The 20836-nt window shown below is 64.7% G+C and carries 17 protein-coding genes; 5 read left to right on the top strand and 12 right to left on the bottom strand.

The annotated features are described in order from the left end of the window. Positions 1-62: 62 nt before the first annotated feature. Genes AC3WJD_RS08510 through AC3WJD_RS08500 form a run of 3 tightly spaced genes read right to left on the bottom strand, consistent with a single transcriptional unit; the run spans position 63 to position 3923 of the window. Positions 63-1697: an N-acyl-D-amino-acid deacylase family protein gene (locus tag AC3WJD_RS08510; protein WP_492746173.1), complete on the bottom strand. Its 1635-nt coding sequence runs from the start codon at positions 1695-1697 to the stop codon at positions 63-65. After that, a complete protein-coding gene (locus tag AC3WJD_RS08505) occupies positions 1694-2749 on the bottom strand; it encodes an N-acetyltransferase DgcN family protein (RefSeq protein ID WP_492746172.1) in 1056 nt (351 codons plus the stop codon). Before AC3WJD_RS08505 ends, AC3WJD_RS08510 begins: the two co-directional genes overlap by 4 nt. Before the next feature lie 34 nt (positions 2750-2783). After that, entirely contained in the window at positions 2784-3923 is a 1140-nt protein-coding gene (locus AC3WJD_RS08500; RefSeq protein ID WP_492746171.1) for a dipeptidase, read from the bottom strand. A gap of 554 nt (positions 3924-4477) precedes the next feature. Here AC3WJD_RS08500 and AC3WJD_RS08495 point away from each other — a divergent pair. Both AC3WJD_RS08495 and AC3WJD_RS08490 read left to right on the top strand, forming a co-directional pair. Further along, positions 4478-4684, top strand: coding sequence for a hypothetical protein (locus AC3WJD_RS08495; protein ID WP_492746170.1), 207 nt, complete (start codon positions 4478-4480; stop codon positions 4682-4684). A gap of 286 nt (positions 4685-4970) precedes the next feature. Further along, positions 4971-7700: a TonB-dependent receptor plug domain-containing protein gene (locus tag AC3WJD_RS08490; protein WP_492746169.1), complete on the top strand. Its 2730-nt coding sequence runs from the start codon at positions 4971-4973 to the stop codon at positions 7698-7700. 277 nt (positions 7701-7977) lie between these two features. Here AC3WJD_RS08490 and AC3WJD_RS08485 read toward each other — a convergent pair whose 3' ends face one another. The 8 genes from AC3WJD_RS08485 to AC3WJD_RS08450 all read right to left on the bottom strand — a co-directional run bounded on the left by AC3WJD_RS08485 (position 7978) and on the right by AC3WJD_RS08450 (position 17532). Further along, positions 7978-9225 (bottom strand): dipeptidase, encoded by a 1248-nt coding sequence (locus tag AC3WJD_RS08485; RefSeq protein WP_492746230.1) that lies wholly within the window; start codon positions 9223-9225, stop codon positions 7978-7980. A gap of 74 nt (positions 9226-9299) precedes the next feature. Beyond that, positions 9300-10883, bottom strand: coding sequence for a serine hydrolase (locus tag AC3WJD_RS08480; RefSeq protein WP_492746168.1), 1584 nt, complete (start codon positions 10881-10883; stop codon positions 9300-9302). After that, positions 10880-12010, bottom strand: coding sequence for a YkvI family membrane protein (locus AC3WJD_RS08475; protein WP_492746167.1), 1131 nt, complete (start codon positions 12008-12010; stop codon positions 10880-10882). The genes AC3WJD_RS08480 and AC3WJD_RS08475 overlap by 4 nt, the downstream gene beginning before the upstream one ends. Continuing rightward, entirely contained in the window at positions 12007-13041 is a 1035-nt protein-coding gene (locus tag AC3WJD_RS08470) for an N-acetyltransferase DgcN family protein (RefSeq protein ID WP_492746166.1), read from the bottom strand. Before AC3WJD_RS08470 ends, AC3WJD_RS08475 begins: the two co-directional genes overlap by 4 nt. Positions 13042-13254: 213 nt before the next feature. After that, positions 13255-13551: a hypothetical protein gene (locus AC3WJD_RS08465; protein WP_492746165.1), complete on the bottom strand. Its 297-nt coding sequence runs from the start codon at positions 13549-13551 to the stop codon at positions 13255-13257. Beyond that, entirely contained in the window at positions 13512-14537 is a 1026-nt protein-coding gene (locus AC3WJD_RS08460; protein ID WP_492746164.1) for a peptide MFS transporter, read from the bottom strand. Before AC3WJD_RS08460 ends, AC3WJD_RS08465 begins: the two co-directional genes overlap by 40 nt. After that, entirely contained in the window at positions 14534-15544 is a 1011-nt protein-coding gene (locus AC3WJD_RS08455; RefSeq protein WP_492746163.1) for a dipeptide epimerase, read from the bottom strand. Before AC3WJD_RS08455 ends, AC3WJD_RS08460 begins: the two co-directional genes overlap by 4 nt. Continuing rightward, positions 15544-17532 carry a serine hydrolase domain-containing protein gene (locus AC3WJD_RS08450; RefSeq protein ID WP_492746162.1) on the bottom strand — a complete coding sequence of 663 codons (1989 nt, stop codon included), beginning with the start codon at positions 17530-17532 and terminating at the stop codon, positions 15544-15546. The genes AC3WJD_RS08455 and AC3WJD_RS08450 overlap by 1 nt, the downstream gene beginning before the upstream one ends. 150 nt (positions 17533-17682) lie before the next feature. On the opposite strand from AC3WJD_RS08450, the gene AC3WJD_RS08445 reads away from it, so the two are divergent. Next, complete coding sequence (locus tag AC3WJD_RS08445; RefSeq protein ID WP_492746161.1) at positions 17683-18333, top strand: helix-turn-helix domain-containing protein; 651 nt, start codon at positions 17683-17685, stop codon at positions 18331-18333. On the opposite strand, the gene pdxR is transcribed toward AC3WJD_RS08445, so the two are convergent. After that, positions 18330-19796, bottom strand: coding sequence for a MocR-like pyridoxine biosynthesis transcription factor PdxR (pdxR, locus tag AC3WJD_RS08440; protein ID WP_492746160.1), 1467 nt, complete (start codon positions 19794-19796; stop codon positions 18330-18332). The two genes, AC3WJD_RS08445 and pdxR, sit on opposite strands and share 4 nt — an antisense overlap. Before the next feature lie 33 nt (positions 19797-19829). Between pdxR and AC3WJD_RS08435 the strand changes: the two genes are divergently transcribed. After that, positions 19830-20249 carry a cupin domain-containing protein gene (locus AC3WJD_RS08435; RefSeq protein WP_492746159.1) on the top strand — a complete coding sequence of 140 codons (420 nt, stop codon included), beginning with the start codon at positions 19830-19832 and terminating at the stop codon, positions 20247-20249. A 26-nt stretch (positions 20250-20275) separates the two neighbouring features. Beyond that, complete coding sequence (locus tag AC3WJD_RS08430; protein ID WP_492746158.1) at positions 20276-20728, top strand: carboxymuconolactone decarboxylase family protein; 453 nt, start codon at positions 20276-20278, stop codon at positions 20726-20728. Positions 20729-20836 lie beyond the last annotated feature (108 nt).

Below are 20836 nucleotides of genomic sequence, written 5' to 3'. Positions count from 1 at the left end.
CTCTGTCTGTTTCGGCCGATTGCCTGTCGTGAAGCGGCAACCTCGCCCGTTCATGCGCCCGGCTAGATCTCGCATCGGTGGCGCAGCACCTTGCCGCTTCGCGTACCCGTGGGCTGGCCATTCGCGAGCGCGAGCTGGCCATTGACGATGACCTGCTCGATGCCCGTCGGATTTGCGGTGGGGTCGGCAAAATCGGCGACGTCATCGAGCTTGCCCAGATCGAAGACGACGACATCGGCCTTCATCCCCTCACGCACGAGGCCGCGATCGGACAGCCCCATGCGCTGCGCCGGCCACGACGTCATCTTGCGCACCGCGTCCGCGAGGCTAAGCTTGCCGCGCTTTACGGCATATTCGGCGATGACGCGGGGAAAGGTGCCATAGGCGCGCGGATGCGGCAGGCCGAGCGCGTCGACCGCGCCGGGCTTCTCCGCGGCGGCGGCGTCGCTGCCGATGCTGGTCCAGGCGCGCGCGAGCGCGCGTTCGATGTCGCCTTCATCCATCATGAAGTAGAGCGCGTAGGCGCGATTGGGCAGCGCTTCGAGCAGGATGTCCCAGGCGGCGTCCGCGGGGTCCTTGCCGAGCGCCTGACCGATCTCGACGAAGTTCTTGCCGTGGAAGCGTTGGTACTTCGCATTGAAGCTGTTTGCGAGGACGACATTCTTCCACCCGCCTGAAGCATCGACGAGGTTGGACCAGCCGGGCTGCGGCCCTGCTGCGAGTTCGCGCTTGAGCCGGACGCGCACGGCAGGATCGCGCAACTGACGGATCGCTTCCTGCCTGCCCTTGGCGAACAGATGCGCCGGGACGGTTACTTCGAGCCCCGTCCCACCCGCGCGATAGGGATAGACATCGGCCGCGATATCGACCCCCCGCGCGCGCGCCGCGTCGATGCGCGCAAGCGCCTTGGGCATCATCTGCCCCCAGCCGGGCGCATAGGCCGCCTTGAGATGAAAGATCTCGACCTTTGCGCCGCTCTGCTCACCGATCGCGATCGCCTCGTCGATGGCTTCGATCAGCTTTCCGCTCTCATCGCGCATATGCGTCGCATAGAAGCCCCCGCAACGCGCGGGGATCTTCGCAAGCCGGGTCAGGTCGGCGGTCGACTGGAAGCTGTTGGGCGGATAGATCAGCGCGGTCGTGATACCGAAGGCGCCCGCACGCATGGCCGCGGTGACCTCGGTTTCCATCTGCTCGAGCTGTGCATTGGTGGGCGCGCCGGCTGCATCGCCCATCACCTTCACGCGCGCCTGCGCGGCGCTGTAATAGGTGCCGAAATTGACCGCAATGCCCCCTTGCTCGAGCCGCCCGAAATAGTTGGCGATCTCCGCGGCGGGTACAGGCGTTCCACCCTCGCCGCCAATAAGCGTGGTCACGCCCATGCGTATCTTGTTTTCGGCGCCGCCGTTGCGCAGCAGCACGCCGCCCGACTGGTCCATCATGTCGATGAAACCGGGCGCGACATAGCGGTTGCGCGCATCGATCTCGCGCGTGCCCTTGCCCTCGACCCTGCCGACACGGACGATCACGCCGTTCCTGATCGCGACATCGGCGGTAACCCACGGATTGCCCGCACCGTCGAGCACGCGTCCGCCGCGGATCACGATGTCATAGTCCGCCGGCGCCGACGCCCCCGGGAGCAACAGCACGGCCAGCGCCGCGGCTGCGAGGCGTCGCGCTCGGCGGACCCCCGTCATTGCCCGGCTTTCAGGCAATGATCCACCAGCCGCGCAAAGGCGGAGCCGCCCCGGACTGGATCGGCGACGGGAATTCCAAGCCGCTCGCTCTCGCGCGCGATCAATTCGGCCGCCTCGGCATCACCGAGGCTCGACGTGTTGAGCGAAACGCCGGCGCAGCGGATCGCGGGATTTGTGCGCCGTCCCAGCAGCAGCGTCGCCTCGATCGTCTCCTCGATGCTGGGCAGGCGATAGCCCGGGGCGCCCAGCACATCGGTGCGGCCCGGTTCGTGGCAAACGACTACCACATCGGGCTGGCTGCCGTGCAGCAGGCCGAGCGACACCGCCGCATAGGCGGGGTGGAACAGCGACCCCTGCCCCTCGATCACGTCCCAGTGATCAGGCGCGGCATCGGGTGAAAGCAGTTCGGCGGCGCCAGCCTCGAAATCGGACACGATTGCGTCCATCGGCATCCCGCCGCCCGCGATCATGATCCCGGTCTGGCCCGTCGCCCGGAAATCGGCGTTGACGCCACGCTCGGCAAAGGCGCGCGCGAGCGCGATGGCGGTGTATTTCTTGCCGAGCGCGCAGTCGGTGCCGACCGTGAGCAACCGCAGGCCGCTGCGCTTGCGTCCGGTACCAACGGGGATTCCCGCAGGCGGCGAACGGACGTCGATCAGCTGGCGCCCGAGCGTCTCGGCCCTGTCGGCCAGTCCAGGTATGTCGGTCAGCCGCGCATGCATGCCGCTGACGATGTCGAGCCCCGCCTCGAGCGCATCGAACAGCGCGGCGCGCCAGCTTTCAGGGATCACGCCGCCGCTGTTGGCGACGCCGATCACCAGTGCTCGCGCGCCGCTGGCGGCAGCTTCGTGCGGGGTGAGATGCGTCAGGCCGGTCGTGACCGATGCGCCTTCAAGCGTGAATTCTCCGACACATTTGTCGGCAGCCCAGTCGCGCAGTCCGAAGGCGGTCTTGGCAAAGGCGCGTTCGGTCGTGTCGCCGAGGAAAAGCAGATAGGGTTGCGGCAACACCATCGCGCTCGCGGCGCGATCGAACGGAATGTCGATCTTCATCGGGTAGGTCCTGCGTAGGGATTCATGGTTGCGCTCAGCCACCCCAGGTGGCTGCGAGCAGGCGCTGAAAATTGCCGCCGAGCACGGCCTTGATATTGGTGTCGGAATATTTGCGCCGGATCAGCTCTTCGGTGAGGTCATAGACCTTGTAGGGGTGATCGAAGCCGTCGACGTCGATCTTGTCGCGGAAGGCATAACTGTCCTTGTACGCGCCGCGCAGTTGCTTGTTCATCTCGGGCGAGACGTCGTCATAGCCGTTGAGATCGGCGTCCGAGCCGATGCCGACATGCTCGATCCCCACCAGCTTGGCGACATGGTCGATGTGATCGACGATCTGGACGACGGTGGTCGGGTCGGCCTTGCTCACGAAGTTGCGGACACCGGTGATGCCCATCACCCCGCCCTTCGCCGCGAGCGCCTTGATCGCCTCGTCGGTCTTGACACGCGGATGGTTGATCAGCGCGCGGCAGTTGCTGTGCGTGATCGCGATCGGGTTCCTGGAAATGGCGATCGCGTCGAGAGTCGTGCGGTCGCCCGAGTGCGACACGTCGACGAGCATGCCCACCTTGTTCATCGCCTCGATGATCGCGGCGCCGAAATCACTGACGCCACCGTCCACGCGGTCGGTCGATCCCGAGCCGATGCGGTTCTGCGAGTTGTAGGTCAGCTGCGAACAACGCTGCCCCAGCTCATAGAAGAACTTGACGTCGTCGACGCGCTGGAAGTGATCCGAATTCTGCAGCCCCATGATGACCGCGCATTTGCCGTCTGTCTTGGCGCGCGTCAGGTCCGCCGCCTTGCCGACCGCTGTGAAGACGTGCGAGTTGCGTGCGACATAATTGCCCCAGATCGCGAAGAAGCTGAGCGCCTGCTCCTTGGCGTTCGAGCCCCCAAGCCCCACCGCGTGATGGAAGCCGGTGATTCCGCAGTTGCGGAACTCCATCGCATCCTTCTCGCTCAATGGCGCTGCATAGAATTCCGGCCCCATCTCGATCTTGAGCGGGGCGAGCATGTCGATCACGAGCGATTCGCGAACCAGGTCGACCGAACGGCGCGAATAGCCCTTGGGCGGCGGAGCGAGCTTCGCAGGCGCGGCGGCGCGCGACGCAAAAGGTGCGGCAGCGGCGGCGGCCAACGCGGCGGCAAGCGCTTGGCGGCGAGATAGTGCAGGCATGCAGACTCCCGTTGGTTTCTGATTGGGACACTATTGTCCCAAAAGGAAATGGTCAACTCGGAAATCGGCGCTTGGCAAAATATGCCCGTTTGCCGGCCAAATGCCACATAATGCGCACTTTAATCACAGAATTTTTTCTTATGTTTGCAGCTGACCGCCGTGCTTTTGGGTAAAAGAAGCCGAAAAATCGCGCCTGCAGGGAAATAATGTCCCGATCTTGACAGCGCGTCCCGATTGAGCGCGTTGTGCGAAAAAAGGGAGGACGTCGATGGTGTGTGTCGTCACCGCCGCGCGCGGGCGTTTCGGGCGCCACGCCCCGCACCGGCCGATACGAGATCGCAAGGCTCTGAGCGCTGCGCTTGCGCGATACTGCGCACCGCGCATATGCCCAGTCGCAAGATGACGGCTGCAAACAGCAAGCGCAGCATTTCGGGCAAGGGCGCCGTCGCTGGCGGGGACCTGCGATATTCCGTCAGTTTCGCGATCGCGCAGGACAGCGGCGCTCGCCTGTCGGGCAGCCGACTGACACTGCGTGACGATCGATCGGGCACGACATGGACCGCCGAGCGCTTCGGGACGACCAGACCGCGTCCGGCTGGGCGAGCGTCACCGCGGTGCTGCGCGACCGGACGGGAATGATTCAGCCCGTCACGCTCACGATCGAGAAAGCCGCAAAGCCACAGATCGCCATCAGCCTTGGTGACGTGGACACTGTCCTGAATGGAAACGCGCGCGCCCGCATCCGCGAGAGCGGCAAATAGCCGCAGCCGGCACGACCTCGCCCGCCCGCCAAGCCGACGCGTACGCGCAGATTGCAGCTTCTGGATGGTCAGAACCGGATTGCGCAAACGCAATCCTAAACGACAAATGGTTTTCCGATAATATTATTGTTGTCCTAATCAGGATCATATGACAGATTGATGTCTCAAAGGGAGAGACCGGTCTGGTCGAATCGGCATGACAATGATCAAGGGGGACCACTCGATGCGCGTCAGCAACAGTTTGAAAAACAACATCCGCCAAGCCAGCCGCACGGCAACCTTGGCCATGGCCCTGCTCGCAAGCACGAGTGCTTTTGCACAGACGACACCGGCACCGGAGTCCGACAGCGCCGAGAATGACGGCGAAATCGTCGTGACCGGATCGCGCATCGCCAAGGCGGGCTTCGACCAGCCCACGCCCACGACGGTAATCGGCGACGTCGAACTCCGCGAAGGTGCAAGGCCCAACATCCAGCAAGTGCTGAATGATCAGCCGCAATTCCGGCAGTCCGTCACGCCGCAAGTGTCGAACGGCAACACGTCGACCGGCACCGCGCCCGTCGATCTGCGCGGCCTCGGCATTTCGCGAACCCTGACGCTGCTGAACGGCCGCCGCTTCGTCGGCGAAAACAACCTGAACTTCGTGCCCACCAATCTCGTCGAGCGGGTCGAGGTGGTCACCGGCGGTGCGTCGGCGGCCTGGGGCTCGGGCGCCGTTGCGGGCGTGGTCAACATCATTCTCAAGGATGATCTCGAGGGCATATCGGTCGGTGCCCAGACTGGCATCTCTTCGCGCGGCGACGGGACGCGATACGGGTTCGACGCGAGCTTCGGCACGCATTTCGCGGGCGGCGACGGCCATTTCATGATCGGCGCCGACTATATTGAGGACAAGGGCATCCTCGATCGCAACTCGCGCCGTAACCTGGGCAGCGCGGCGATCGTCCGGACCAATCCGTCCAGCCTCACCGATCTGTCGACGCGTCTGACGCGCGACGTGAACTACGGCAATCTTGCCGCCCAAGGCCTGATCACCACCGGCGTTCTCGCCGGCCAGATCTTCAATCAGGATGGCACGTTGCGGGCCTTCCGCGGCGGCACGCGGCTCGACGGCACGCCGCTCGGCACCGCAGCATTCCCGGCACAGATGATCGGGGGCGAAGACGGCATCGGCCTCTATGACGACATCAATGCCGCCACCCCCTTCGAGCGGTTGAGCACCTACGCCCGCGCCAGCTACGATCTCGGCGGCGCGACTGTCTGGGCGGACTTTACCTATGGCCGCTCCACCACCGACGCGCGCTTCCTGCCCGACTTCACCGTCGCACCGCTGACGATCCAGGCGACCAACCCCTATCTGTCCACGACGATCCGCAACCAGCTCGCGGCGGCAGGGCAGACCAGCTTCACGCTGGGTCGCGTGTTCAATGACATCCTGTTCATGCGATTCGACACCGTTCGCGAGAACATCGAAGGTGCGATCGGGATCGATGGCACGTTCGGCAACGGCTTCAAGTACAACGCGCACTACAGCCATGGCGAAGTGCACAGCGATCAGAAACTCGAAAATTCCCGGATCGGTGCCAACTTCACCAAGGCGCTCAACGCGGTATCGAGCGGCGGGCAGATCGTCTGCGCGGTCAATGCCGACGCCATCACCACCAACGACGACCCGGCATGCCGCCCGCTCAACCCGTTCGGGCGGTTCAACGCCTCGGCGGAGGCGGTCGATTATGTCACGGGTACGCAGCAATCGCTGTCGGTGACCAAGCTTGATTCCGCAGGTGCCGAGATTCAGGGCGATATCTTCTCGCTCTGGGCCGGACCGGTGACGCTCGCGATCGGCGCCGAGGCGCGCTGGGAAGAGCAATCCTCGTCGCGCAATGCCGATGCGGTCGCGGGTATCTTCGCGCTTCCCGTCTTCACCAGCGATCTTTCGGGCGGATTCGACGTCCAGGAAGGCTTCGCCGAACTCGCGCTGCCGCTGGTCGATATCGACGACGTCAAGGTCGATCTCAACGGCGCCGCGCGCTATTCGCACTACAGCAACAGCGGCGGAATCTGGTCGTGGAAGGCGGGCGGCACCGTGCGCCTGTTCGACGACATTCTGCTGCGCGTGACGCGTTCGCGCGATATCCGTTCGCCGGGTGTCGCCGATCTGTTCGCGGTCCGGCGGATCAACGTCGGCCCGCTGGTCGATCAGGATTCTGCGGGACGAACCGGGACCCCCGGCTACAGCGCCACGCCGCAGACGGTCACGACCTATAGCGGTGGCAATCCCGAGCTCGAGCCCGAGGTCAGCAAGACATTGGCCGTGGGCGCGACCTTCTCGCCCAAATTCTTCCCCGGCTTCAACCTCTCGGTCGATTATTACGACATCGACATAGGCGGCGCGATCACCACCCTTTCGGCGTCCAACCTGACGCTTGCCTGTAACAGGGGAAGCCAGGCGGCCTGCGATCGCGTGATCCGCAATCCGACTACCCAGACGGTCGAAACCGTGTTCTCGAACGCGCAGAATATTGCGAGCTTCGCGACGCGCGGGGTCGATATCGAAGCATCCTATTCGCTTCCGTTGTCTCAACTCGACGTGGACATGCCCGGCACGCTCCGCTTCCGTGCGCTCGCGACCTATATCGACCGGTTCATCTTCGACACCGGCCTGACCCGGATCGACAGCGCCGGCGACGTCGGCGACGCCACCGCAAACGGCATGCCCAAGTGGCGCGCCACACTCAGCGCAGGCTATCAGGATGAGGACGTCGCGGTGGACGCGCGCGTACGTTATGTCGATGGCGGCCTCTACAACCACCTGCTGACCACGCTGGTCAACAACGAGATCGGATCGCGGACTTATGTCGATCTGGGCGTGCGGTTCAACGTGGCCGACAAGTTCACGCTGTTCGGCAACGTCAACAATGTGTTCGACGTCGCCCCGCCGATCTCGGCCGCGGGCAACCCGCATTATGACATCGTCGGCACCTACTTCTCGGCCGGCGCCCGCGTGAAGTTCTGACGCGGGCTGTCCGCCGGCGGCAGCTTCGCCGGCATCTGGATGCTTCAACATGGGGCGGCGTGGATCCACGCCGCCCCATATTCTTGGATTGCGGGGAATCTCGCTTGCCGGCGCCACGCGACGCACAGCTGGCGGTGACGTCGCAGCACACCGCCACGCCCGCGATGAGCGAGCGCGCACGCGTGCTGGTGCCGGTAGTTACTCTGCGGCTATTTGGCGGGTTTCAATCGACACGACACCAGGGCGGCAAGCCCTGGAGCATGGCGTTCGTCCCGACCTACTGACCCTTGGCTGCGGTCGCAGCCTCTCCCGATGCCGGCGGCTCGTTGGCCATCGATGCGGCGACCTTCTCGGCCGCCGCCATGACGCGCAGCACATTCTCACCCGCGAGCTTGGCGACATCGGTGTCGCTCCACCCTCGCCGCATCAGTTCGGCGAGCAGCGCGGGATAGGTCGCGACGTCTCCGAGCCCTTGCGGAAGGTTGTTACCGACGCCGTCGAAGTCCGACCCCAGCCCGACATGATCGACGCCCGCGACGCGCGCGATATGTTCGATATGATCGGCTACCTGCGCGAGCGTCACCTTGGGCGCGGGATGCTTCTTTTCCCACTGCGCGAACGCCGCCGCGGCCTTGTCGGCCTGACCGATATAGAGCCCGCCAAAGGGGGGCGCGTTCAGCCGCGTCTTCTCCGCGGCGGCATCGGCCGACCAGCGCCGATAGGCGTCGGATATGTAGATGTTGGCGTAGTTGACCATGACCACGCCGCCATTCGCCGCGACGAGCCTGAGCACCTCGTCGGACACGTTGCGCGGATGGTCGTTGAGCGCACGCGCATTGGAGTGCGAATAGATCACGGGTGCGCGCGAAACGCGCAGCGCGTCCTTCATCGTCGCCTCGCTGACATGGCTGAGATCGACGAGCACGCCGAGCCGGTTGAGCTCGTGCACCACCTTTTCGCCGAACGGGGTCAGCCCGTCATGCTTGGGATTGTCGGTTGCGGAGTCGGCCCACGCGATCGTCCGTGAATGGGAGAGCGTGAGATAGCCCGCCCCCAGATCGCGATAGGCGCGCAGCACCGACAGGCTGCCGTCGATCTGGCCGCCCCCCTCGACGCCGATCAGCGAGGCGATCCGACCCGAAGCGTGAATGCGCCGGACATCTTCGGCGGTCCGCGCGATCGCGAAGTCGTTGGGATAGCGCGCGGCCATGGTGCGCACATAGTCGATCTGCTCGAGCGTCTCCTTGACCTGTTCGAGGCCCGGCAGATCCGCGGAGACATAAACCGACCAGAACTGACCGCCCACCATGCCGCGGCGCAGCCGTTCGATATCGGTGTTGTAGGGAACCGGCTTGCCATCGAGACCGCGCGTGAGGTCGATCGTCCACCGCCCTTCGCCCTCGCGCTCGCGTAGCGCCTCGGGCCAGTCATTGTGACCGTCGATCAACGGCGTGGCCTTGAGCACCCGCGCGACACGCGCTTCATAGCTCTCGGCATGCGCCGGCTGCGCGATGGCCACGAGCATCGCGGTGGTGAACAGATATCGGGCACTCTTCGCGAACTTGGCGACCACACTGATTTCCTTGGTTCTTGAGGGACCTATTTCGATGACGCATTCTTCGCCGCTGAAGCCGCGGGTGTGAAGAGCAGATCGTGATAGTCGTAGCTGAAATCGGCAAGCGGGGAGACCGCCTTCATCGTCACGCGCTCCACCTTGCCATCGGCATTGAGCCCGAAGGTCACATAGGCAGGCTCGATCGTCTTGTCGTCGAACCGGGTGATGAAGGTGTCGTACTGGAAATGCTCAAGCCGGCCGCCCATGCGCGGGGTCGACTTGAAATCGATCGTCAGCCCCGCCTTGTCCTGCCCGACGACGATATTCCCATACCAGGCATCGCTGAAGGTACCGGCATAGCGATCGAGCGAAAGCGCGGGGCCGATGCCTGCCGGCTTGGCCGCGGTGGCCTTGTACAGCGCGAGCCCCTTGGCGACCGACTGCTTTTTGACCTCGGCATATTTGGCGGGCCAGTCCTCGCGCGGATAGCCGAGATAGTGATCTAGCAGCTCGTACATCAAACCGCGGATGGCGTGGCCGTCCTCGCTGTTGATCTCGATCGAGAAGCCCACATTCTTCTCGGGCAGCAGCACGACCGCGGTCAGGAAGCCGAATACCGCCCCGCCATGCCAGACGATCTTGGCGCCGCGATAGTCCTGCACCGTCCAGCCGAGCGCATAGGTCTCGAACATCGACTGGGTGAGCTTCAGGCTTTCGGGGCGTGGCCCGCCCGGCTGAAGAACCATGGGCTTCCACATCTCGGCGGCCTGCGCCGCGCTGAAGAGCTGGCCGCCGCCGGGGAGCTTGCCATGCGCGAGCTGGATCGTGAGCCACTTCGCCATATCGGCGGCGCTGACCGCGAGCCCGCCCGCGGGCGCAGCATTGCGCGCGAGTTCGTCGCGCTCGTTGAGCGGTTCCTGGTCGCCCGCGCCGCGAAGCCCGGCATTCATCCGCGCGTGCGGCATCGCACGGTCGGCGGTCGCGAAGCGCTTCGCATCGTCGCTGGTCGAGGCGAGCATGCCCGCCGGCTTGAAGACATGCTGCGCAACATAGTCTTCCCAGGTCTGGCCGGTGACCTCCTCGATGAGCTGGCCGGCGACCATGTAGAGGATGTTGTCATAGGCATAGCCGCTGCGGAAACTCGTCGCGGGCTTGATGTAGCGCAGGCGCTGCACGGCTTCCTTGCGCGAGAGATTGCTGCGCGGAACGAACAGCAGATCGCCCGCGCCGAGGTCGAGGCCGCTGCGGTGGACGAGAAGGTCGCGGATCGTCATCTCGCGCGTCACCCACGAATCCCACATCTGGAACCAGGGCAGGTGATCGATCACCTTGTCATCCCACTTGATTCTCCCCTGATCGACAAGCGTCGCCAGCGCCGCGACCGTAACCGCCTTGCCCGTCGAGCCCGTCGGGAAGATCGTGTTGGGCGTCACTGGATCATTGGACCCGAGCTTCTTTTCGCCATAGCCCCTGGCGAGCACGGTCTTGCCGTCCTCGACGATGGCAATCGCCATGCCCGGAACGCCCGCGGACTTGCGGACCTGTTCCACGCGCGCGTCGAAGTCGGGTGGCGGCGCCGCGGCAAGCGGGGTCGAGGCAAGCGCGAATGTGAGGATCAGCTTTTTCATTGGACCTCCGGAACAAGTGGGCGACTGCGGCACATCCGCAGGACGCCAAGCGTCAGCAGGGGCAGGACGTAAACGGCGAGGAAAATGTATGCGAGCGCGCGGTAGCCATTGGCGATGAGCGCAACGAGACCGAAGCGATCGGCGAGCAGCATGCAGCCGATGAGGAGCACGAGCGCGATGCCCAGCCGCGCCGAATCGCCCAGCGCGACACCCCGCCGGACCTGCCAGGCCGCGGCGACGCGCTCGTTGACCGCATGGACTGCGCCTGTGCCGCTTTCGAGCAGTGCGGAGAAGATCATCAGCTGGAAGATGAAGTGGAATACGGGGTTGTTGAGCTGTCCGAGCAGATAGTCGGAGGGCAGCGTCTCGCTCGCGATCCCCGGGTAGAAGGCGACCATGCACGAGAAGAATATCACCGCGGGGATCATCGCGAGCGGGCCCGCGATCACGCCCGCGACGACCGCGTCGCGCGTGCTGGTCAGATGGCGCACGACGGGGAGGATGACCACCGCGCCGATGATGTTGTAGCTGGCATAGGTGATGCCGCCGAGCGCCCAGCCGTCGGTCGGAACCGACTGCGCGAAGCCCGCGAGGATGCGGTCACCGAAGCTGCTCAGCGCAAGCACGAGGAAGACGGCGTAAACGCCGTAGAGCAGGATCGATACCCATTTGAACAGCGCCTCGACCGAGGCATTGCCGAAGGTGGCGAACGCCGCGATGCCCGTCATCAGGGCGAGTGTGCCCGCAATCGGCGGCAGGCCGAAGGCGGCCTCGCTGATCGCGCCGGCCGCCGCACCGAACACCGCGAGGATCAGCATGATGAACAGCAGATAGGCGACCTCGAAGATCACCCATCCCCGCCCCAGCAGTTCCTGAAAGAAGCTGCGATAGTCGCGTGCGCCGGTCAACCGCGCAAAGAGGAAGGTCAGCGTGGCGATCAGGCTCCAGACCAGCGTCGCGAGCAGCATCGCGGCGAGCCCGCCCCACGGGCCGCTCGGCAGGAAGAATTCGGCGAGTTCGCGGCCCGTGGCATAGCCCCCGCCGATGATCACCGCCTTGAAAGCGAAGCCGGGGAGCAGGAAGCGCTGAAACCATGTGGAACGACCGGTATCTACTGCGGGGATCATGAGAGACAGACCTCCAGAAGACGATCAAAAGGAGCGCCCCCACGGATCGGATCCGCGACGGGCAGGCCGATCCGGGCGGCGTGGGTGGCAATTTCGTGCGCCGCCTGTTCGGGGTTGAGCGATGCCGTATTCAGGCTGATCCCGGCGCAGCGGATTGCGGGGCTGGTCAGCCGCCCGAGCGCGAGCGTCTGTTCGATCACCGCCGCGATCGAAGGAAGCGTGTAACCTGCGGTGCCCAGCATGTCGGTGCGTCCGGCTTCGTGGCACACGACGAAGACGTCGGGCTGGCTGCCATGGAGCAGCCCGAGCGAGACGCCGGCATAGGCGGGGTGGAAGAGCGATCCCTGCCCCTCGATGACATCCCAGTGATCGGTCGCAGCGGCGGGGCTCAGCATTTCCGCGGCGCCGGCGACGAAATCGGCGACCACGGCATCCATCGGCATGCCTGCACCCGCGATCATGATTCCCGTCTGACCGGTCGCGCGGAAGGTTGCGTCGATGCCGCGCGCCTGGAATCCGCGGGCGATCGCCAGCGCCGTGTATTTCTTGCCCAACGCACAATCGGTGCCGACTGTCAGCAGTCGCTTGCCGCTGCGCTTCGCGCCAGTCGCGACTTTTATTCCGGGGGGTGGCGTACGGATGTCGATTAGCCGGCGGCCCAGCCGCTCGGCGGAGCTGCGCAAATTGGGAATATCCGCGAGCTTGGCGTGCATGCCGCTGATCAGGTCGAGGCCGGCCTCAAGCGCTTCCACCAGCGCACCGATCCAGCTCTCGGGAATGACGCCGCCGGTATTGGCTACGCCAATCACCAGCGCGCGTGCGCCGATCGCGCGTGCCTGCGCAGGGGAGAGCCAGGGTAATCCCGCCGAGACGGTGGCGCCGGCGAGCGCGAACTCGCCAATGCACCGGTCTCCCGCCCAGTCGCGCAGACCGAAGGCGGTCTTGGCAAAGCCGGGCTCGGTCGTGTCTCCGAGGAACAGCAGATAGGGCTGTGGCAACGCATCGGCGCCTGTGGATGGGTCGCGTGTCATCGGCGCTCTCGTCAGAACGCCATGCAATCGGCGAAGCGCGCCGACGGTTGGCGGTCGAGCTGCTTTCTACTGGTCATGGCCTTCCCCTTTGTCGCGGGCCTTTGGGCCGCTCCGGTATCCGGCGGGGTCACGCATGCACCAATATTGGCCGCGCGGTGCACCACTCTCGTTTGTTTTCCGAAGCGGGACGATATTGTCCTAATTGGAGAACTGTCAATTGATTTCGGTCGTCGCGGTGGGGTCGACGCTGAGCACCATGCGATCAAGCGCCCGTAACAGGCCTGCAGCGGCCGTGGCGATCACTGCGAGCAGCGCGAAATAGGGCGCGGGGCCCATATGGCTCCACAGCATGCCGACCAGCCCCGCCGAAAGGCTGCCCGTGAAGATCGCCAGATACCACGCCGCAACCGTGGTCGCTCCCAGCCGCGGCGGCGCGATCTGCGCGAACAGGCCCAGTCCCGTCGGCAGGATCAGCAATTCGCCGAAGGTGAAAATGCCGAAGAACGCCACGAGCCACAGCCAGCTCGCACGCGCACCGCCGCCCGTCCAGACGACGAGCGCGAGCAGCAGATAGGCGCCCGCGACCACCAGCGCGCCCGTGGCCATGCGGCGCGGGGGGAGGCGTCACGCCCCGCGTCCGCGCTGCGGCGCCAGTAGACCAGCAGCAGCGGCGTCATCAGCATGACGAGCAGCGGGTTGAGCGACTGGAACCACGTCATCGGGATCACCAGCCCGCCCGCCATGCGATCGACGCCGCTGTCGGCCCAGAGCGCGACGGTGTTGCCCGCCTGCTCATAAGCACCTCGGAACACGGTGACAGAAAGGCCGATCGTGAGCAGCACCACGAATGTGCGTCGATGATCAGCCCAGCGCATCGCCCGGTGCTGCTGCGACGGCGTTCGCAATTGCTCCGGCGGCAGATAGCGCTGGCCCCAGAGATAGATCAGCAATCCGGCCAGCATCCCGAACCCTGCCGCGCCGAAGCCGTAATGCCAGCCATAGAACTCGCCGAGCGTCCCGCAGATCAGCGGCGCAAGGAACCCGCCGATGTTCACACCGACATAATAGACATTGTACGCCCAGCTCCGGCGCGGATCGCCGGCCGTATAGAGATCGTTGATCTGGCTCGGGAGGCTCGGGAGGAACAGGCCGTTGCCCAGCGCGATGGTGGCGAGCGCGACATAGAAGAGCGGCTCGAAGGCCATCATGAAATGGCCCGCCGCCATGATGCTCGCGCCGAGCACGACCGCGCGACGCTTGCCGAGCAGCCGGTCGGCGATCACGCCCCCGACGATCGGCGTGAAATAGGCGCATGCGGTATAGGCGCCATAGACGAAGGACGAATGGCCCTGACTCAGCAGGAGCTGCTTGGTCATGTAATAGACCAGCAGCGCCCGCATTCCGTAATAGGAAAACTGTTCCCACATGTTGGTGAGGAACAGGATGGTGAGCCCGCGCGGCTGCCCGAACCAGGGCCGTGGACCGGTTTCGGTCATGCCGCGGCAACGGCCTCCGCGCCCCATATGGCTTCGTCGCACCAGGCGGTGCCATCACGATAGACGATGCTCGGCGAACGATCCTGTTTGAGGAAGATCGGACCATCGAGGTCGCATATGTCGCAGAGCTGGCCGAGCACGAAGCCGGGCGCCATGCCGAGGCTTGTGCAGACCATGTTGCCGACCATGACGCCAAGGCCCGCCTCGCGTGCGGCACGCGCGATCATGAGCCCCTCGGTGAGCCCCCCGCATTTGTCGAGCTTAATGTTGAACATTTCGAAGCGCCCGACAAGGCCGGCAACGTCGTCGACCGTCAGCGCGCTTTCGTCGGCGGCGATCGGAATGGGCGAGGTGAAGCCGTCGAGATCGGCTTCGCGACCGCGTGCGAGCGGCTGCTCGATCAGCGACACATCGGCCGCAACCATCGCGTCAACCAGCGCGTCGAGTTCGCCGATAGCGAAGCCCTGATTGGCATCGACGCCCAGCCAGACATCGGGCCGTGCGGCGCGGATCGCCCGCACGCGCGCGATATCGAGGTCGAGATCGCCAGTGAGCTTGACCTTGATGGAACGCGCCTGCGCAAAGCGCTTCGCGCCCTCCGCCATTGTCGCGGGTTCATCGGCGCCCAGCGTAAAGGTGGTCACGACGGGGCGCGGCTCGGCAATACCGGCCAGCGCCCAGACGGGCTTGCCCGAGCGCCTGGACTCGAGTTCCCAGAGCGCCGCGTCGATCGCGTTGCGCGCCCCGCCTGCCGGAAGGACCGCACGCAATTCCTCGCGCGACACCCCCGCCTCGACCGCGGCACGGGCACCCTCGATTGCAGCCAGCATGTGGGGCACGTCGTCATTAAGATAATAGACGCCCGAGGCTTCCCCCCGCCCCTGATGCATGCCGTCGTCGAGTGTGACGACGATGCAGTCGCAGGTCTCGAAGACGTGACCCGAAATCCGGAAAGGCGACGCGAGCGCGAGCGCCTCGGTGGCAACATTCAATCGCAGTTTTGTCATCAGTAATGCACCGTCATCGCGAGAAGGCCAAAGCTCCAGGCAACGTAGAGGACGGTAAGCATCGACAGCAGCAGCAGTGCCGCCCACAGCTTGCCCGTCCAGCGACGCTTGCCCTTGAACGCAAGCCACAGGTTCCAACCTGCAACCGCCACGCCGCCGACGAAAACGACGAGCCCGAGGATCTGGAGCGTCCACAGCCACCAGTCGGATGCCGAAGTCATCAGGTTGAAGTCGCCCATCAGCCTGGTGAAGCCGACCATCCAGCCGGCAAGGACCGCAAGCACCAGGCCCGAGCCGATGCGAACGCCGCGATATGCCAGCCGTTCGCGGCCTTCGAGCGCGAGCGGCGCCTTGTAGTGGCGGCGCACAAGTGCAGCCACCGGCCACTGGATCAGCGTCAGCAGCAGGATACCGAGGCTGGTGTAGAGCAGCGGCAGGATCCACGACGCCGATTTGGAGGCGGGGACGCGGTCGAACACCATGAAGGGCGACACGCCGTCCATGCTCCAGCGCACCACCTTGCCGTCGACCACCTTCGCGGCAAGCCGGTCATGGCTGTTCACATCGCGCCAGACAAAGGGTGCGATCTCGACCCATTTGCGCGGCGCCTTGTTGAGCCCGGTGAGCGCGGGGATGACCAGCTCGCCCTTGGCGTTGACCGAAACCTCGGTCTGACCGAGGAGGCCGGCTATCGCGAGGAAATTGGATTCCTCGCGGCGGCTGTTCCGCCACAGCCCCGTCATCAGCTTCGCGTGCTCGGCCGCGGTCTTTGCGTCGATTTTGCCATCGGCGGGCGTGATCGACGGGAAATAGCGATCCGCGAAATCCTGGAAGAGCGCGCCGCGCAGACCACCCACTGCGCCCCGCGCACCAGCGCTGTTGAAAGACACGTAGAAGCCGACATTCTCGTTCATGAAGAGATGCAGCGAGGTATGGAACGCCCTGGTATCTCCGAGATGCGCGATCACCTGGCGACCATTGAGGTTCGTCTCGAAGAAGCCGAGCTCCATGCGGTTGAGCGGCGGCAGCAGCGTGAACGGGCTGTCATGCATCAGTTGGGCGGTTTCGGGCTTCATCAGCCCTGCACCCTGATTGAGATGCGCGATCATGAATCGCGCCATGTCGGTGCCCGGCGAGGACAGGCTGCCCGCGGGCGCGGGTCCGACGATCTCGAACTTGCCGGGCTCACCCGAAGCCACGTCGTAACCCGTTGCCATAAGCGGCGCGAGCGACTTGGGCAGCGGCTGGCGGAAGGTCGATCGCGTCATGCCGAGCGGCTTGAAGATATGCTGTTCGACATAGTCGTCGAAGGGCTGGCCCGAAACGCGTTCGACGACATAGCCCGCGAGCGTCGTCGCATAGTTGGAATAGGATGGCGTCGTGCCGGGCGTGTAGATCCGCTTGGGCAGCGCATTGCGCGAATAGTCCGCCAGAGAAGGCAGATTGGCGGGATCAGTGAACATGATGTCCTTGGCATGATCCTCGAACCCTGCCGTATGCTGCAGGACCTGCCGCATCGTCGCGGGCTTGCGGTCCTTGGGGGGAATCTTGAAATCGAGATAGGCGTTGACGTCCGCGTCGAGGTCGATCTTGCCCTGTTCGACCAGCTGCATCACCGCGGTCCAGGTGACGAGCTTTGACACCGAACCGGGACGGAAGAGCGTCCGGTCGGGATCAACCGGCGTGCGCTTTTCCACGTTGGCATAGCCGAAACCACGCTGGGTCAGGATCTGGCCGCCCTTGACGACGACAACGACGGCGCCCGCGATATCGCCCGTCTTGAGCGCATAGGGCATGTAGCCGTCGAGCCAGTTGTCGACGTCCTCCTTGCTGAGCGCACGCTGGGCCTGCGGTGTCGCCGGACCCGACGCCGCCGCCACGGCCGGCTTCGCAGTCGGTGACGGTACAAGGCTTGTTCCCTGCTGCGCGGCGGTGACACCGCCCGCGAGCAACAGGGCCGCAGCCGCCAAAAGCTTGATCGAACGCATTTCTAACGCTCCCTTCCCCGGGCACCGGCTGGCACCGGGATTGCATCTCCGCAGCACAGCCAGTATCTTTGTCGATATGTTCTGAATGGGACATAGTGATCCTAATTAGAAACAATTGTCAACTTGGGCGCAGGAGGCGCTGGGAACTGCATGAAAACTGCCAATCCGACGCTCGGTGCGCTTCTCCGTGGACTCCGGCACCGGGAGGATTGGACGCTCAAGGAGATGAGCGCCCGGACTGGAATTCCCGTTTCTACGCTGTCCAAGATCGAGCATGACCGGCTCACGCTGACCTATGACAAGCTGCTCCAGCTGAGCCAGCGGCTCGGCCTGCGCATGTCGGAACTGTTCGCCGAACCCGACGAGGCGACCGACCAGCCCGTGACCGCGCGACGCAGTATCGGCCTTGTCGATCAGGCCGTCCGCGTCGAGACGCCGAACTATGACTATTATTATCTATGCACCGAGCTCCGCCGGAAACGGATGATCCCGGTTATCACGCGCATCCGCGCCAAGTCGGTCGCCGAGTTTGGCGAACTCGTCCATCATTCGGGCGAGGAATATATCTACGTTGTCGAAGGCAGCGTGGAGATCCACACCGAATTCTACGATCCCGTGCTGCTGGACAAGGGCGAGTCGATCTATATCGATTCCAACATGGGCCACGCCTATATCGCCGCTGAGGGCTGCGACGAGGCGGTCGTGCTCGGCGTATGCTCGAGCGCCGACGAGGGGCTTATGGAATCGCTGCTGACGCTGCACGGCGACGGCGAGGTTTCCGCACCCGCCGAAGTCGCCTAGCGCGCCAGCTCGGCAAGCCTTCGGCAGTCGGCTTCCAGGTTTTTCAGCGAGATGTTCGTCACACCCAGCAGCAGCCCCCGCTGTGCGGTCTCGCCGTGATACCATGGTGAAAGTGGTGCGGGGGCAAGGCCATATGGCAACGCGTTAAGGGCTATTTCGACGTCGCGCGCATCCGATGGCAGCGTAGTGACGATTGCAAGGCCAGCGTTGGCAGCGACTTTCAGTCTGCTGCCTGGAATCTCTGCGAGGCAACGTGTGATCGCCTCCCGTTGGGAGTGATAGAGGCGCTTCATGCGCCTGAGGTGCCGGAGATAATGTCCCTCCCGCAGAAAATCGGCGACGGCCTGCTGGACCGGTGCGGCCGGTGCCGGTCTCACGCAGGCCGCGACGTCACCGAACGATCGTGCGAGGTCCGGAGGCACGACAAGGAATCCGAGCCTTAACGTGGGGCTGATCGTCTTGCTGAAACTGCCGGCGTGCAACACGCGACCATTTTGATCTAGCGATGCCAGCGCGGGTGCCGCACGCCCCTTGAGCTGCAACTCGCTGAGATAATCGTCCTCGATGATCCACGCGCCATTTTGCTGAGCCCAGCCCAACAGTGCGAGGCGCCGTGACAACGACATGGTCATGCCGAGCGGGGCCTGTTGCCCCGGCGTGACGACCGCGAGCGCCGCGGCGGGCGCCATCTCGATGCCGCGCGCCACCTGGAGGCCTTCCTTGTCGACGTCCACGCCAATGACGTCGAGACCGGACGCAATCAGCGCCGATCGCGTGAGCGGAAAGCCGGGATTTTCCATCCAGGCCTGCTGCCCCTGGAGCCGCAGTCCCTGAACCACAAACCCCAGCGCGGCTGAAAATCCTGCAGTGATCAGGATCTGTGACGGCGAACATTGGATTCCCCGCGCGATCGCCAAATACGCGGCGATCTCGGCGCGAAGCGACGGCTCACCTCTGGGATCGGGATACGCCACCGGTGCGGCTGCGGCGGCCCGTGCGCCCCGCGCCAGCAGGCGGGACCAGAGGACAAAGGGGAAGGTGGCCTGTGAGGGCACACCCATCTGAAACGATAGCGGTGCCGTGCCGAAGCCGTGGAACATATCGGGCAAGGGCGGCGCTTCGGGGGACCACGCCTCGATGCGGCGGGACGAGGGGTGCTTTGCGACCCGCGTTCCGGCTGCTCCCATGCCAATCGCATATTGCTCGTCGATAAGGCGCTCATATGCGATGCGGACGGTGCCCCGCGCCACACCGAGCTGCGCGGACAGGTCGCGCCAGGAAGGCAGCCGGGCGCCGGGCGCGATCGTCCCGTCTTCGATCCCCGCGCGCAGCCCTTGATAGATCTGCGTTGCCAGCGGCACTTTGGCGTCCCGATCGATATCGACGGCAAGCGGCTTGGCCTGCGTCGATGGTACACAAAAACAGGGCATTCTTGCATCTGTTTTGTGGGCCGACGGCTGCATAATTTCCTCCCATCAACCTGATGGAGAACTGTTGTGAAACGCTTGTCAGCCAGTGCGGCGCTTGCCGCGACTTTGCTGTTCACCACCGCGGCGTTCGCGCACGGCGCGCCGATCCGTGAAACGTCCAATACCGTCGCCGAACAGGCCATCGCGAACATACCGGGCAAGCGCCTGGTATCGCGGCTGGTCGAATATCCGGCGAACGGCAAGTCGGTGCCGCACCGGCATGCCGGCTCGGCGTTCATCTATGCGTACGTCCTGAGCGGCGCGATCCGGAGCCAGGTCGATGACGAGCCTGCGCGGGTCTATCGTGCGGGCGAAGGATGGTTCGAGAGGCCCGGTGCGTATCATGCGGTGAGCGACAATGCGAGCGAGACCGAGCCCGCCCGGCTGCTCGCGGTTTTCATCATGGACGAGGGCGACGAGGCGCTGACCACGCCCGCCGGCCACTGAACATCACCCAATCCAAGGAGTCTCTTATGAGCGAACGTTTGAACTATAACGCGGCATCCCCCGCGGGCATGAAAGCGCTGGGGGCGGTTTACGGACATATCGCGCAGTCGGGGCTGCCCGCCCGCCTCATCGATCTGGTGTATCTTCGCGCGTCGCAGCTGAACGGATGTGCATATTGCATCGACATGCATTCGCGAGACCTCGTCAAGCGAGGCATGTCGGTGGAGCATCTCGTCCTTGTCGCTGCATGGCGGGAGGCAGGCGCGATCTTCTCCGACAAGGAGCGCGCGGCGCTTGCCTGGGCCGAGGAGGTGACGCTTGTCGCTTCGACGGGTGTGCCAAAGGCCGCCTATGACGCCGTCAGCGAGCATTTCCAGGGCAAGGACCTTGCCGATCTTACGATCGCGATCAGCCTGATGAATGCCTATAACCGGATGGCGATCAGCTTCCGCGCGACGCCGCTCGCCGCCGCCGCATAAGCGCGCGGGCGAGCGCGCCAACGGATCGATCCCGCGGCCCTCCGCCGCCGCTCCCCTCTGGAAAACGGGCCATTCTCGGCAGCCTGCCGGACCTGCCGGGAACACCGT

It is taken from the genome of Sphingobium sp. FW306-1B-F04DB (assembly GCF_058781925.1).
The sequence above is the reverse complement of the archived record's forward strand: the minus strand, read 5'-3'. Positions and strand labels throughout refer to the sequence as shown.